Annotated in this window: 14 protein-coding genes; 11 read left to right on the top strand and 3 right to left on the bottom strand. The window is 37.5% G+C overall.

Going from position 1 to position 14,286, the window contains the following annotated elements; all coding sequences use genetic code 11:
- Nucleotides 1-3 precede the first annotated feature (3 nt).
- On the top strand, nt 4-1,131 hold the full coding sequence (locus SH601_RS02570; protein WP_319956660.1) for a S1C family serine protease: 1,128 nt from the start codon (nt 4-6) through the stop codon (nt 1,129-1,131).
- 148 nt (nt 1,132-1,279) lie between these two features.
- Here SH601_RS02570 and SH601_RS02565 read toward each other — a convergent pair whose 3' ends face one another.
- A complete protein-coding gene (locus SH601_RS02565; RefSeq protein WP_319956659.1) occupies nt 1,280-1,723 on the bottom strand; it encodes a hypothetical protein in 444 nt (147 codons plus the stop codon).
- 151 nt (nt 1,724-1,874) lie between these two features.
- On the opposite strand from SH601_RS02565, the gene SH601_RS02560 reads away from it, so the two are divergent.
- Genes SH601_RS02560 through spoVAE form a run of 4 tightly spaced genes read left to right on the top strand, consistent with a single transcriptional unit; the run spans nt 1,875 to nt 4,171 of the window.
- Nucleotides 1,875-2,330, top strand: coding sequence for a hypothetical protein (locus tag SH601_RS02560; RefSeq protein WP_319956658.1), 456 nt, complete (start codon nt 1,875-1,877; stop codon nt 2,328-2,330).
- Nucleotides 2,331-2,343: 13 nt separating this feature from the next.
- On the top strand, nt 2,344-2,799 hold the full coding sequence (spoVAC, locus tag SH601_RS02555; RefSeq protein WP_319956657.1) for a stage V sporulation protein AC: 456 nt from the start codon (nt 2,344-2,346) through the stop codon (nt 2,797-2,799).
- On the top strand, nt 2,799-3,803 hold the full coding sequence (gene spoVAD / locus SH601_RS02550; protein WP_319956656.1) for a stage V sporulation protein AD: 1,005 nt from the start codon (nt 2,799-2,801) through the stop codon (nt 3,801-3,803). The genes spoVAC and spoVAD overlap by 1 nt, the downstream gene beginning before the upstream one ends.
- A gap of 17 nt (nt 3,804-3,820) precedes the next feature.
- Complete coding sequence (gene spoVAE, locus SH601_RS02545; RefSeq protein ID WP_319956655.1) at nt 3,821-4,171, top strand: stage V sporulation protein AE; 351 nt, start codon at nt 3,821-3,823, stop codon at nt 4,169-4,171.
- A 508-nt stretch (nt 4,172-4,679) separates the two neighbouring features.
- On the opposite strand, the gene SH601_RS02540 is transcribed toward spoVAE, so the two are convergent.
- Nucleotides 4,680-5,657, bottom strand: coding sequence for a zinc-binding dehydrogenase (locus SH601_RS02540; protein ID WP_319956654.1), 978 nt, complete (start codon nt 5,655-5,657; stop codon nt 4,680-4,682).
- A gap of 1 nt (nt 5,658) precedes the next feature.
- Complete coding sequence (locus tag SH601_RS02535; protein ID WP_319956653.1) at nt 5,659-6,129, bottom strand: DUF6884 domain-containing protein; 471 nt, start codon at nt 6,127-6,129, stop codon at nt 5,659-5,661.
- Nucleotides 6,130-6,896: 767 nt separating this feature from the next.
- On the opposite strand from SH601_RS02535, the gene ilvB reads away from it, so the two are divergent.
- Genes ilvB through leuC form a run of 6 tightly spaced genes read left to right on the top strand, consistent with a single transcriptional unit; the run spans nt 6,897 to nt 14,269 of the window.
- The gene (gene ilvB, locus SH601_RS02530; protein WP_319956652.1) at nt 6,897-8,630 is read left to right on the top strand and encodes a biosynthetic-type acetolactate synthase large subunit; all 1,734 of its coding nucleotides are present in this window, start codon (nt 6,897-6,899) and stop codon (nt 8,628-8,630) included.
- Complete coding sequence (gene ilvN, locus SH601_RS02525) at nt 8,627-9,148, top strand: acetolactate synthase small subunit (RefSeq protein WP_319956651.1); 522 nt, start codon at nt 8,627-8,629, stop codon at nt 9,146-9,148. Before ilvB ends, ilvN begins: the two co-directional genes overlap by 4 nt.
- A gap of 53 nt (nt 9,149-9,201) precedes the next feature.
- Nucleotides 9,202-10,233, top strand: coding sequence for a ketol-acid reductoisomerase (gene ilvC, locus SH601_RS02520; protein WP_319956650.1), 1,032 nt, complete (start codon nt 9,202-9,204; stop codon nt 10,231-10,233).
- Complete coding sequence (locus SH601_RS02515; RefSeq protein WP_319956649.1) at nt 10,220-11,743, top strand: 2-isopropylmalate synthase; 1,524 nt, start codon at nt 10,220-10,222, stop codon at nt 11,741-11,743. The genes ilvC and SH601_RS02515 overlap by 14 nt, the downstream gene beginning before the upstream one ends.
- Before the next feature lie 24 nt (nt 11,744-11,767).
- Nucleotides 11,768-12,835, top strand: coding sequence for a 3-isopropylmalate dehydrogenase (leuB, locus tag SH601_RS02510; protein ID WP_319956648.1), 1,068 nt, complete (start codon nt 11,768-11,770; stop codon nt 12,833-12,835).
- A gap of 15 nt (nt 12,836-12,850) precedes the next feature.
- Nucleotides 12,851-14,269: a 3-isopropylmalate dehydratase large subunit gene (leuC, locus tag SH601_RS02505; protein WP_319956647.1), complete on the top strand. Its 1,419-nt coding sequence runs from the start codon at nt 12,851-12,853 to the stop codon at nt 14,267-14,269.
- The last annotated feature ends 17 nt before the right edge of the window (nt 14,270-14,286 follow it).

Below are 14,286 nucleotides of genomic sequence, written 5' to 3'. Positions count from 1 at the left end.
ATTATGTATATAAATAGAAAATACATTCCCATCTTACTAGCAACTATAATTGGTATGATAGCTATTGTAATAGCAATTATTTTATTTATTAATATGAAACAACAACCTTTAGACGTTGAAAACACCATCGCCAGTGAACTAGAAAAAGATCAAGAAATGAATTTAAAAAATATTATTCATCAAGCACAAAAATCTGTGGTACAAATTGAAAGTACGAATGATCTAACAACCAAAACCGGTTCAGGATTTGTCATAAATAATAAAGGTGATATTGTGACAAATGCCCATGTAATCGAAGAGGCTGATTCCATTATTGTCAAACTTGCCAATGCAAGAGAATATCCTGCTGCTATTGTAGGGATTGGGGAAAATCAAGATTTTGCTGTCATTCGTGTCCAAGAATTAGCTCAATTAGAGCCAATTACAATAGAAACAGATCTACAATTAGATATCGGAGATGAAATTGTCGCAATTGGAAGTCCAATGGGCATTCAAAATAGTGTTTCTTTAGGTTTGATAGTCGGAACGGATAGATCGTTTACCATTAATGATTTTCAATATGAAGATGTTTATCAAATTTCAGCTAACATTACTCATGGCAACAGTGGTGGGCCGCTTATTTTGCGTAGTAATGGAAAAGTGGTCGGGATTAATTCTGCAGGTATTACAGACACAGATGTTGGCTTTAGTATCCCAATAACGCAAATAATCAATACGATAAATGAGTGGATTGATAACGTGGAGGAAGATAATTTAACCTATTTATCCCCTGATAGTCAAGTAGTGAATGAGGAAAAGCTAAAAGAAGACGCCTCTTACTTAACAGATTATTTTCTTGATAATTTGAAATTGCGGGATTATGTTAATGCCTATTCTTTACTTGGAAGCCATTATCAAAAAGAAACGAACTACACAGATTTCAGTCAGTTGTTCCAATCACTAATCGATCTATCAGTAGAAGACAAAACGGTTACCGAAGTTCATGATGATCACGTCAGCATGAACATTACCATTGAAATTAGTAAAAGAGACAATGAATACAATGAAGTGGATGAATCAAGACAGTATGAACTGATTGCTGGATATGAGAACGATCAAATGAAAATTCTTCAGTTAACAGAAATGGAGTAACAAAAAGTTAGACTTATTGGAAGTTAGCACGCGTTTATCCCATACTTAGATTTTTTCTTAAATTCGAATCTTGAAGTGCGCGATTACGGACTTTTACATCGTGATAAAACCACCCTCAGCGAATCCATAATTTCGCTGAGGGTTTTAACTACTGAAAAGATATAGTCGCTTCTGACTTTATATCAATTCGCTCTCCATCAATAAAAAACTGTGTATGTACATATAATGTATGCTCTCCCTTTTCTAATGCTGAAAAATCCATCGGTTGCTGTGGGTAATATTGATGGCCTGGCTCTAATTGTTTTGATATCGGACTTCCGGTAAAAATCGCATTATCCGCGCCTATCGTTACTTGCGTTAATGGTGTGCGATGTTGAATGGTAATCTGTTCATCCCCTGTATACTGAATGGAACGTAAGACTTGAAATCCATTATTGGTACCTTCTACATGTATGTGTATAATAAAATCTTCATATTGTTCCTCCAATTTTACTGACTCCACTAGAGAAGGCTGCTGTATATTCAACATAAGGTACAATATTAACCCGATAAACACAATAAAAGCGGTGACTATAGTGTATTTTTTCAACATAGCCCCATCCTCCCCACCACTACTGTTCTATATAATTTAACGAATTATCTTGCTAAGAAGTTTCATTTTTTTACATTTTCATGTGCATACTTTCCGCAAAATTCTACATGATATCAATAAAAGCATATTTTATTTAGAGAGGACAATTTAAATGAAAATACTACAAATACTTACCTTTGCTTGCATTTTAGTACTTGTTGCATGTAACAATCAGGACCTCCCCCAAACTGCTCAGAAGGATACATCTGATATTGTTATGTTAAGCTCAGAATCCTCTCAATCAAAAGGTCACAGCTCTGCTTCAAGTATAGCACAAAATTATTTGAATAATCAGTCAGAAGATGTTCAATCGTACAAAACTATTCAAATTGATGACAAACTTTTTGTTGCATTTATTGCAACTCCCTTAAAGCAGGCGATCGAACAACAGATCGAGGAAAAAATAAAAAAAGATCTTCAAGCTAAAACAAACTTGAAAGATATCGAAGTAAGCTCTGATCAAAAATTGTATATCGAACTGACAAAATTAGAAAATCAGCAACTTTCAAAAGAAAAGGCAATAAAAAAAATGAAGGAATTAAAGAAACTATCAAAGGAACAAACATAACGGAGGACACACAATGAAACAACAACAAGCAGGTTATAAAAGTTATGAAAAAAGCAAAGAGCCGCCACGACCAATTTTTAAAAATTGTATAAAGGCGTTTATAATTGGTGGATTGATTTGTTTAATTGGCCAAGTTATTTCTACCTTTTATATGTATTTTTTTGACTTCACGGAACAAACAGTTGGAAATCCGACTGTTGCTACATTAATTTTTATTACGATGCTTCTAACTGGCTTTGGCGTATATGATCGAATTGCCCAATTTGCAGGAGCAGGAACAGCTGTACCAGTAACTGGGTTTGGTAATGCAGTCATCTCTGCAGCAATTGAACACCGTACAGAAGGATTTGTCCTAGGTGTTGGAGGAAATATGTTTAAGCTTGCAGGTTCTGTTATTCTATTTGGTGTTTTTTCTGCTTTTGTTATCGCATTAATTAAGACAATCTTTTTATATTGGAGTGGCGCATAATGATTACCGGTAAACAAACATGGCAATTTGATACTCCTCCAACGATTATTGCAACTGGTGTTGTTGGTGGTCCAATGGAAGAGCAAGGTAAGATACCAAATGACTTTGATTATTTTTATACCGATCAATGGATGGACGAAAAATCCTTTGAGATTGCACATCAACATATGATTGAAGATGCTAGCAACTATGCCATTGAAAAAGCTAATTTACAACTTTCAGACATTCAATTTTTTCTACATGGTGATTTAATTAATCAGCTCACTCCATCTAACTTTGCAGCAAAAAGTATTGGCGTCCCTTATTTAGGACTATTTAGTGCTTGTGCAACTTCTATGGAAGGACTGGCAATGGCCGCATTAATTATGAGCCAATTAAAAGCGGATTATGTTATGACTGGTGCTGCCAGCCATAATGCAGCAGTAGAAAGACAATTTAGATACCCGAATGAATATGGTAGTCAAAAGCCTGATACTTCTCAGACAACTGTTACAGGAGCAGGAATCGCTATTCTTTCTAAAAATGGTACAGGTCCTAAAGTAACAGCTGCAACCATCGGAAAAGCTGTAGATAAAGGACTAACAGACCCATTCAATATGGGAGGGGCAATGGCTCCAGCAGCTTACGAAACTATTACACAACATCTACAAGATCGCAACCTTACTCCTGATTATTATGATTACATCATTACAGGTGATCTTGCGAAAATTGGCCGAGAAATATGCTTAGATTTATTTAAACAAAATAATCAGCCAATTCGTAGTGAGCAATTCGTCGATTGTGGACTGGTTATTTATAAAACAGATCAAAATGTATTTGCTGGGGCAAGTGGTGCTGCGTGTTCGGCTGTTGTTACTTACGGGCATTTTATCAATAAATTATTAAAAGGTGAATGTAATCGTATTTTAGTTGTCGCGACTGGGGCACTTCTATCACCGTTAACCGTTCAACAAAACCAATCGATTCCTTGTATTGCACATGCCGTGTCTATTGAAAATGTATAATAAAGAGGTGAGAAATAATGGTATTTTTATGGTCGTTTATTATTGGAGGGCTTATTTGTGTTATAGGCCAACTGATGCTTGATGTCGGAAAGCTAACACCGGCTCATACATTAAGCACGTTAGTAGTAGCAGGAGCAATATTAGACGGATTTGGCTTATATGAACCGTTAATTGATTTTGCAGGTGCTGGAGCAACCGTACCTATTACAAGCTTCGGTAATAATCTTGTTCATGGCGCGATGGCTGAAGCAGAAAAACACGGCATCATTGGTGTCGTAACCGGTATGTTCGAAGTAACCAGTTCTGGTATATCAGCCGCGATCATCTTCGGTATGATCGGCGCACTACTCTTTAAATCAAAAGGATGATTCATCCAGCAAAGGACACTATGTATATGTAATAGCCTAAAAACTTTACTTCCACATAAAAAACAGTAGAAAATGACGAACAGATAAGTATTTGGCTCCCCAGTACCTATAGCTGGAGATAATGCTTTCTTTAAGTACTTTTGTTGGCAAGTGGTAGCACATCACTTCTACAAAACGCTGCACTTTCCCCTTTTGGGCACAAGTGCAACATCTACTCAAACACAGAATGCTCTCGTAGTGTTTTCTATGGCGCGGAGTTTTCTGCCATTGTGACAGTTACCACTTAGTGTGTGAACACAGGTCATCAAATAACTTATATGGTCTATCTCTCACTTATCCTGTTCGTCATATATAGTATAGATGATCACAAACGCTCGCCATTTTTGAGTCTGTGATCGTTCATTTATCAGAGTGCAAACCCCCGTCAACCTTCACTTCAAGATTCGAGTTAAAACAAAGAAGCTAAGTTGGGGATTTTACGGAAGCTAACTTCCTGATACGTTTCACTTTATATGTTTACATACAATTTACCTAGTTGATTTTGGGATGCTAGATAAGTAAAGGCTTGGTCAATTTCATCTAGGTTATAACCACGATCAAGCATTGGCTTAATGTTATGTTTTTCACTAAATGCAATTAATTGTTGTAGCTCTTCTTTACTTCCCATTGTTGAGCCAATCATTTTATATTGACCATAGAAGAATGAACGTAAGTTAAATGTCATTTCATCATTTGTAGATGAACCGAATGTAACGATTCTACCTCCTTTTTTCAACACTTCTAATGACCTATTAAATGTAGAACCACCAATACTTTCTATCACTAAATCAATTTGTTCATCCACTAATGCAGCTTGCCAGTTATCTTCTGTTCCTATTCCTCGATCAAAGCCTAGTTGTTCTGCTTGCTTCAACTTGTCTGGATTTCTAGATGTTGTAATGACTCTTGCTCCAACTGCTTTCGCCATTTGAATAATGAATGATGAAACTCCACCTCCCACCCCAGGAATGAACAATGTCTCCCCTTTCTTAATTTGACCTTGTGTAAATAGAGCACGGAACCCCGTGAGAGCAGACAATGCAAAGACACCTGCTTCTTGCCAATTTAAATGAGTGGGTTTTCGTTCTATGAAATCCTCTGAAATAAGAATATATTCGGCAAATGTCCCATTATAGGGAACACCTACTATTTCAAAATCTTTAGGCGGAGCCTCTGAATTATGATACCAATTTAAACCAGGATTAATGATCACTTCTTCCCCTACTTTAAAATGTTTCGCCTTGACACCAACTTGCTCAATTACTCCAGCACCATCAGAACCCAATATATAATATCCTTCCTGATTTCCAACACGATTTTTAATCATTAAGTCGCGGTGATTAAGTCCAGCTGTTCGGAGCCGCACTATAACTTGATTGCTTTCTGGATCTGGTTGCTCTACATCCTTTAACTGATATTCTCCATTTTGAATAACATAAGCTTTCATATTAGCTTCCCCCTTCTTTATGTATGGCTTTATTATCTTCCAAACTATTTTTCAACAACCTTTGCATGTCACCAATTCCTCTAGTTCCAAGCAATGGATATTGGATTCTTTTCGCTTGTTGAAATGTTTGATTTACAATACGCTGATACTTTTTCCCTGTTAAAGCAATAATATCATCAAACCGAAGTAAATCTTTTTCCACTATTTGCTGTTGTAATGTTTCTAACGTAATCACACGAGGATCATTAGCTTTAAAAGTAAGGTCATAATTTTCTGGAACGATATCGCTTGGTCTTAGCAAGCCATGTTTACCTGATATAATAAGCCAATTATCGCCAAACTGCTCCACATATTGACTGCATAACCTATGTAAAACACCTATATAAGCGTCTTTTGCCTTGGCCGGGCCGACATCAGGATACTTGTCCCATATTTTCTTTTTTCCACAAGGGATAATAAAAAGCTGTGACATATTATCTCTCCTATCTACGAACATTATAAGTCTTATGTAAAAAGTCACCAAACAAAACACATTTTTTCTTTTATGAACGCTTAAATTTTTGCGTGAATTATTAGGTAGATTTACATTCAAATAAAATGAACCATAAAAAGAGTAAGTAAAATAACACAATAAACCAGCTACATTTATAAGCTAAAACGAAAAAAAAAATAAAGTTTGTCAGATAAAGTGACAACAAGGTTGTAATCGTTTTCTGCAATCTTATACTTTAAAAGAAAAGTCAGAAAATTATCAAAAAACGGTTGACCTGCTAGGATTTTGGTTGTATGATTGTCGTCAATCAGATATTTCAGAAAATTAAAGCTTTTTCAAATAATCTGTAGACAAGATACAATCAATCCTTTACCATTATGAATATAAAATATAAAACGTTGACGGGAACAAAGAATAAGGAATCCGTATTTATAGAGAGCCGAGGATGGTGGAAGCTCGGTAATACCCCTTATTCAATTACTCATCCCAGAGTGCTATGTTGAACAGTAATTAAGTAAACATAGCCAGGTGCATATACACCTGTTATCAAAAAGAAGCAATCGATGTTTCGATTGCTTCATAAGACAATATTTGTGAGAATATTGTGAATCAGGGTGGTACCGTGAAAAGAAAGGCCTTTTCTCCCTTGTTATTTGCTTAAAGAGCAATGAAACAAGTTAGAATTGGCCTTTTTTCTATATGATGAAAAGATGATTGATAAATGATAAATATTAGGAGGGATTAAAATGGAAAGAACACAAAAACAGGTAGAATCACAAACCGAACAAAATGAACCTAAGACAGGTGCTGATTTGCTTGTCGAATCATTAATCAATGAAGGTGTGGACACATTATTCGGTTATCCAGGTGGAGCCGCCTTACCTATTTTTGATGCTCTTTACAAAGCACAAGATGCATTTGACCAAATACTTGCCCGCCATGAGCAAGGATCCATTCACGCAGCAGAAGGGTATGCAAGAATTTCAGGAAAACCTGGTGTTGTTGTAGCCACTTCTGGACCAGGAGCGACAAACTTAGTCACTGGTATAGCCGATGCAATGATTGATTCCCTACCTTTGATTGTTATTACTGGTCAAGTTGCACAAGATGTTATTGGTTCGGATGCATTCCAAGAAGTTGATGTAATGGGCGTTACGACACCAATTACAAAGCATAATTATCAAGTTCGAGATTTAAAAGACCTACCTCGAATTGTGAAAGAAGCTTTCCATATTGCTACGACAGGTCGTCCTGGTCCAGTAGTAATCGATATGCCAAAAGACATCTCAGCTGAAATTGTAGATAGTCATTTCAACGTGAAAACAGAAATGGATTTACCAGGATATCAACCAACGACAAAGCCAAATCCATTACAAACGAAAAAACTAGCAGAAGCAATTGGCAAGGCAAAGAAACCTGTCTTACTAACAGGGGCTGGCATATTATTTGCCAATGCCTCAGAGGAAGTTTTAGCATTTGCTGAAAAATATTCCTTACCAGTTGCCTCTACCCTACTTGGGCTTGGTGCTTTCCCTGGGGATCATCCATTATTTACAGGGATGGCTGGAATGCATGGCACATACGCTTCCAACACAGCTATTTATGAATGTGACTTATTAATCAACATCGGAGCAAGATTTGATGACAGGTTAACTGGCAAATTATCCTCTTTTGCACCTAATGCTGTCGTTGCACATATTGACATTGACCCAGCTGAAATTGGTAAAAATGTGGCGACTGATATTCCGATTGTTGGTGATGCGAAAGCAGCACTTAAAAAATTATTAACACATGATATTAACCAGCCTGATCATGATGAGTGGTTAGTCCGCATTCATGAAAACAAAACAAATTATCCTCTCTGGTTTAATAAACCGGACGAAGATATGATTGGGCAATGGGTCATAAAGAAAGTACACGAAGCTACTGAAGGTAAAGCTATTGTTACAACTGATGTTGGACAGCATCAAATGTGGGCAGCACAATTTTATACCTTCACTGAACCTAACAAGTGGGTGTCGTCAGGAGGACTTGGCACAATGGGCTTTGGCTTCCCTGCTGCTATTGGAGCTCAACTTGCAAAACCAGACGAAACAGTAGTTGCAATCGTTGGTGATGGTGGATTCCAAATGACGCTTCAGGAATTATCTATCCTGCAAGAAAAAGGATTACCGGTTAAAGTTATCATCGTTAACAACCAAGCATTAGGAATGGTTAGACAATGGCAAGAAAAATTCTATTCTGAGCGTTATTCGCAATCTATTTTCAGTATTCAACCTGACTTTGTGAAGTTAGCTGAATCATACAATGTGAAAGGATTGCAAGTAAAAACGCAAGATGAATTAATCAATGCATTACCTGAGATTTTTGATTACCAAGGACCAGTTGTTGTTGATGCGCGGGTGCTTCAACAAGAAAATGTATTCCCAATGATTGCACCTGGTAAAGGACTAAACGAAATGATTGGGGTGAAACCATGAAACGTATTATAACAGCAACCGTTAGAAACAGAAGTGGTGTATTAAATCGTATAACAGGTCTCTTACAAAGAAGACAATTCAATATTGAAAGTATCTCTGTTGGAAGAACTGAAACAGAAGGCATGAGTAAGATGACTTTTGTTGTTGACGTAGAAGACGCACAAAAATTAGAACAAGTGACTAAACAGTTAAATAAACAAATTGATATTATCAAAGTTTCTGATATTACAGATAAAGCTATTGTAGCTCGAGAACTAGCATTAATTAAAATAGTAAGCAATGCACCATTGCGTGCTGAAATACAAGGAATTATCGAGCCATTCCGTGCATCGATTATCGATGTCAGTAAAGAAAGCTTATCTATTCAAGTAACAGGTAAACCAGATAAGGTGGAAGCATTAATTGAACTGCTCAGACCATATGGGATTAAAGAACTAGCGAGAACTGGTGTTACTGCCTTCGCTCGTGGTCAACAACCCAATACGAAAGATGGAAACTCAACTTCACTATTAGGCTAATAATAATAACTATTATTATAAATAAAAACTTTTTGGAGAGGATGTAATTTATTATGACAAAGGTACTTTATAACAACAATATTAACGAAGAGGTATTACAAACGAAAAAAATCGCGATTATCGGTTATGGCTCTCAAGGTCATGCACATGCACTTAACCTAAAGGAAAGTGGTTTTGATGTAGTAGTAGGCTTGCGACAAGGTCGTTCTTGGGATAAAGCTGTTGAAGACGGAGTGGAAGTAAAAACTGTTGCTGAAGCATCTAAAGATGCAGATGTAATCATGATTCTTCTTCCAGACGAAAACCAACCTTCTATTTATAAAGAAGCAATCGAACCTAACTTAGAAGCTGGTAATGCACTAGTATTTGCACATGGATTTAACATTCACTTTAATCAAATCGTACCTCCAAGTGATGTAGATGTGTTCTTAGTAGCACCTAAAGGACCTGGTCATTTAGTACGTAGAACGTATGAAGAAGGTGCTGGCGTTCCGGCCCTTTATGGAATTTACCAAGATGCGACTGGTAATGCCAAAGATGTTGCGCTTGCATATGCTAAAGGTATCGGTGCTGGTCGTGCTGGTATTCTTGAAACTTCTTTCCAAGAAGAAACAGAAACAGATTTATTCGGTGAGCAAGCGGTACTTTGTGGTGGTACTTCTGCCCTTGTCAAAGCTGGTTTTGAAACACTTGTTGAAGCTGGTTATCAACCAGAAGTTGCTTATTTCGAATGTTTACATGAATTAAAATTAATTGTTGACTTGTTATATGAAGGTGGACTTGAAAATATGCGCCACTCTATCTCTGATACTGCTGAATGGGGAGACTTCGTATCGGGACCACGTGTTGTAGACGAAAGTACAAAAGCACGTATGAAAGAAGTATTAACAGATATTCAAACAGGTAAATTTGCACAAGGATGGATTCTTGAAAACCAAGCAAACCGCCCTCAATATAGTGCTATTAAGAAAGCAGAAAATGAACATCAAATTGAGAAAGTAGGTAAAGAGCTACGTGAATTAATGCCATTTGTTAAGCAAAAGGCTATTAATAAGAAGGAAGTGGTCTCTAATGACGCAAATTAAGATTTTCGATACGACGCTTCGTGATGGCGAACAATCACCTGGAGTCAATCTAAATCAATTGGAGAAATTAGAGCTTGCGAAACAACTAGAACGCTTTGGAGTAGATGTAATGGAGGCAGGATTTCCTGCTTCCTCCCAAGGCGATTTCGATGCCGTAAAGAAAATAGCTGACACGGTTAAAAACGTTTCTGTCACAGGGCTTGCACGCGCAGTTAAATCTGATATTGACGCATGTCGTGATGCACTTAAAAATGCCACTAATCCTAGACTTCATGTTTTCATTGCTACCTCCCCTATCCATATGGAATACAAATTAAAGAAAACACCTGAGGAAGTAATTGAAACAGCTGTGGAAATGGTTAAATACGGAAAGCAATTTTTTGATCAGATTGAATGGTCTGCAGAAGATGCTTCACGATCAGACTTAGCTTTTCTGGCCAAAATTATTGAAAAAGTGATTGATGCTGGTGCAACTGTAATTAATCTACCCGATACAGTCGGTTATACAATGCCACGTGAATATGGGGCAATGTTTAAGTACATGAAAGAAAATGTACCTAATATTAATAAAGTAGACCTTTCTTGTCATTGTCATGATGACTTAGGAATGGCCGTAGCAAATTCCATTGCAGCTGTTGAAAATGGTGCAACGCAAGTAGAAGGTACCATTAACGGTATTGGTGAACGTGCTGGTAATGCATCATTAGAAGAGTTTGCTGTCGCATTGAAAGTCCGCCATGATTATTATCCTTATCATACAAGCTTGGTGTTAAATGAAATCAAACGAACAAGTGATATGGTGAGTAAATTCACTGGTATGACAGTCCCAGGAAATAAAGCGGTAGTTGGTCGTAATGCCTTTGCGCATGAATCAGGTATTCATCAAGATGGTGTGTTAAAACATGCAGAGACGTATGAAATCATTACACCAGAAATGGTTGGTGTCCACTCTAATAACCTTGTGTTAGGAAAGCATTCTGGACGCCACGCATTTACCGATAAGATCAAGCAACTAGGATATGAGCTTACAGAAGATAAACTTAAAGAAGCATTTAAAGCATTTAAATTGTTAACGGACCGAAAAAAAGAAGTAACAGACGATGATTTGTTTTCGATTCTAACAGATATCCAAACAGATACCTCGAATGTGCAACGTTATCAACTAGACCATTTCCAAGTACAATATGGTTCTACTGATCAACCTAGTGCAACTATTTCGCTTACTACTCCAACTAATCAGCAAGTGAAAGATACAAGTACGGGATCTGGTAGTGTAGAAGCATTGTACAATACGTTAGATCAAATTATTGAAGAAGAAACACATTTAACTGACTTCCAATTAAATTCAATTGGTAAAGGTCGAGATGCACTCGCTGAAGTGCACGTTAGCTTAACAGTAGATGATAAAACAGTCAGTGGCCGTGCGTCTGCACAAGATGTGTTAGAGGCAGCAGTGCAAGCATATATAAACGGTGTTAATCGCGCCATTTATCAAAAGAAAGCAGTCTAAGTTCGTTTGTAGGGGGTAACTAAATTGACAGGAAAAATCGTCCTGCTTCCGGGTGATGGAATTGGTGCAGAAGTTATATATGCTGCCAAAGACGTCCTTGAAGCAATCAGCAAAAAATATCATCATTCTTTTGAATTTTCTTCATATGACATCGGCGGAGTTGCTATTGATAATCATGGCACTCCCCTACCCGATGAAACAGTAACAGCTTGCATGCAAGCAGATGCTGTTCTATTAGGTGCAGTCGGTGGTCCAAAATGGGACAATAACCCTTCTGATTTAAGACCTGAACGAGGTTTATTAGGAATTCGTAAAGCGCTCGATTTATATGCTAACCTAAGGCCTGTAAAAGGATTTGCAAATCTTTTACACGCTTCTCCTTTGAAAGAAGATATTATTAAAGATAGCGATCTATTAATCGTTCGTGAATTAACTGGTGGTTTATATTTCGGTCAACCTAGTAAACGAATAGATAACGGGAACGCTGTCGTTGATACATTAGCCTATACGAAAAAGGAAATGGAACGCATTATCGATAAAGCTTTTCAAAGTGCAGAGTTACGTAATAATCACCTAACTTCTGTGGATAAAGCGAACGTATTAGAATCTAGTAAACTATGGAGAGAAATTGTAGAAGAGAAAAAGAAAGATTATCCCAATGTTACTGTTGATCATGTATTAGTCGATGCTGCAGCGATGAAACTAATCACTAATCCAACACAATTCGATGTAATGGTCACAGAGAATATGTTCGGTGATATTTTAAGTGATGAAGCTTCTGTTCTAACTGGATCACTCGGAATGCTTCCTTCTGCTAGCCTTGCTGAAGATGGTGTTGGTTTATATGAGCCTGCACACGGATCTGCGCCCGATATCGCGGGGAAAGGTATCGCTAATCCAATCGCTATGATTCTCTCAGCAGCTATGATGTTACGTTATTCCTTTAATATGAATACAGAAGCAGAAGCAATTGAAAAAGCTGTAGAAAGTGTATTAAACCAACATTATCATACAGCCGATTTAAAAAATGATAATGGTAAGCTTGTGAATACAAAAGAAATGACACAACTAATCGTTAATGCAATAAGTTAAAAGGAGTTGAAACAGATGAGAAAGCCAAAGACAGTTATTGAAAAGGTTTGGGAAAAACACGTTGTTCACCAAGAAGAAGGTAAACCAGACCTTTTATATATTGACTTACACTTAGTGCATGAGGTAACCTCCCCTCAAGCTTTTGAAGGACTAAGGATGAACAATCGTAAAGTTCGTCGACCTGAACGTACATTTGCAACGATGGATCATAATGTTCCAACTATTCACCGCAATGTAATTAAAGATGTTGTTTCTAAAACACAGATGGAAACATTGAAACAGAACTGTGAAGAATTTGGTGTACCTTTAGCTGACATTCATCATCCAGATCAAGGTATTGTACACGTTATTGGACCAGAATTAGGTTTAACGCAGCCAGGGAAAACAATCGTTTGTGGTGATAGCCATACTTCCACACATGGGGCATTCGGAGCTTTAGCATTCGGGATCGGAACAAGTGAAGTAGAACATGTCTTAGCTACCCAAACAATCTGGCAGCAAAAACCGAAAACATTAAATGTCAAAGTAAACGGCAAACTCGGGACTGGTGTTACAGCAAAAGATTTAATTCTAGCAATCATCGGTAAATTTGGTGTTAAATTTGGTACTGGTTATGTCATTGAATATACTGGTGAAGCAATCCGCAACTTGTCGATGGAAGGTCGTATGACTATTTGTAATATGTCGATTGAAGCAGGTGCACGCGCTGGATTAATCAGTCCTGATGACACAACGGTAGAGTTTTTGCGTGGAAGACGTCATGTTCCTAAAGGTGATGCATTTGATGTGCTTGCAGAGGAATGGAAGGCACTCGCTACAGATGAAGGTGCCGTATATGATGAGCAAGTTGAAATCGATGCAGATGAAATTGAACCTCAAGTTACTTGGGGCACAAATCCTGGTATGTGTATTCCAGTTAGTGCGAATGTACCAACTGTTGCTGATGCTATCGATGACAATGATCGTGAAGAGATAAAACATGCTTTAGAATATATGGGACTTGAAGGTGGCGAATCTATCTCCTCTGTTGCAATTGAACATGTATTCATCGGTTCTTGTACTAACTCTCGATTTGCGGATTTACAGAGAGCAGCAGAAATTGTCAAAGGACACAAAGTAAGTCCTAATGTTCAAGCCATCGTCGTACCTGGTTCTCATAGTGTAAAAGCACAAGCAGAAAAAGAAGGTATCGATGCAATCTTTAAAGAAGCTGGCTTCGAATGGCGTGATGCAGGCTGCAGTATGTGTCTAGCGATGAATGATGACGTAGTACCTGAAGGTGAACGCTGTGCCTCTACTTCCAACCGTAATTTTGAAGGACGCCAAGGTACTGGTGCTAGAACACATTTGGTTAGTCCAGAAATGGCAGCTGCTGCCGCTATTAAAGGTCATTTTGTTGATGTTCGTACGTTAGGTGTTCCAACACTTAGCTAATTGATCAAGGAGGTTTA

The organism is Gracilibacillus pellucidus (assembly GCF_033949965.1).
Lineage (GTDB): Bacteria > Bacillota > Bacilli > Bacillales > Amphibacillaceae > Gracilibacillus > Gracilibacillus pellucidus.
The sequence above is the reverse complement of the archived record's forward strand: the minus strand, read 5'-3'. Positions and strand labels throughout refer to the sequence as shown.

Bases quoted from the DNA above. Each gene is read 5' to 3' on its own strand.
- SH601_RS02570 (WP_319956660.1), top strand. From the start codon at position 4: ATGTATATAAATAGAAAATACATTCCCATCTTACTAGCAACTATAATT.
- SH601_RS02565 (WP_319956659.1), bottom strand. From the start codon at position 1,723: ATGTTGAAAAAATACACTATAGTCACCGCTTTTATTGTGTTTATCGGG.
- SH601_RS02560 (WP_319956658.1), top strand. From the start codon at position 1,875: ATGAAAATACTACAAATACTTACCTTTGCTTGCATTTTAGTACTTGTT.
- spoVAC (WP_319956657.1), top strand. From the start codon at position 2,344: ATGAAACAACAACAAGCAGGTTATAAAAGTTATGAAAAAAGCAAAGAG.
- spoVAD (WP_319956656.1), top strand. From the start codon at position 2,799: ATGATTACCGGTAAACAAACATGGCAATTTGATACTCCTCCAACGATT.
- spoVAE (WP_319956655.1), top strand. From the start codon at position 3,821: ATGGTATTTTTATGGTCGTTTATTATTGGAGGGCTTATTTGTGTTATA.
- SH601_RS02540 (WP_319956654.1), bottom strand. From the start codon at position 5,657: ATGAAAGCTTATGTTATTCAAAATGGAGAATATCAGTTAAAGGATGTA.
- SH601_RS02535 (WP_319956653.1), bottom strand. From the start codon at position 6,129: ATGTCACAGCTTTTTATTATCCCTTGTGGAAAAAAGAAAATATGGGAC.
- ilvB (WP_319956652.1), top strand. From the start codon at position 6,897: ATGGAAAGAACACAAAAACAGGTAGAATCACAAACCGAACAAAATGAA.
- ilvN (WP_319956651.1), top strand. From the start codon at position 8,627: ATGAAACGTATTATAACAGCAACCGTTAGAAACAGAAGTGGTGTATTA.
- ilvC (WP_319956650.1), top strand. From the start codon at position 9,202: ATGACAAAGGTACTTTATAACAACAATATTAACGAAGAGGTATTACAA.
- SH601_RS02515 (WP_319956649.1), top strand. From the start codon at position 10,220: ATGACGCAAATTAAGATTTTCGATACGACGCTTCGTGATGGCGAACAA.
- leuC (WP_319956647.1), top strand. From the start codon at position 12,851: ATGAGAAAGCCAAAGACAGTTATTGAAAAGGTTTGGGAAAAACACGTT.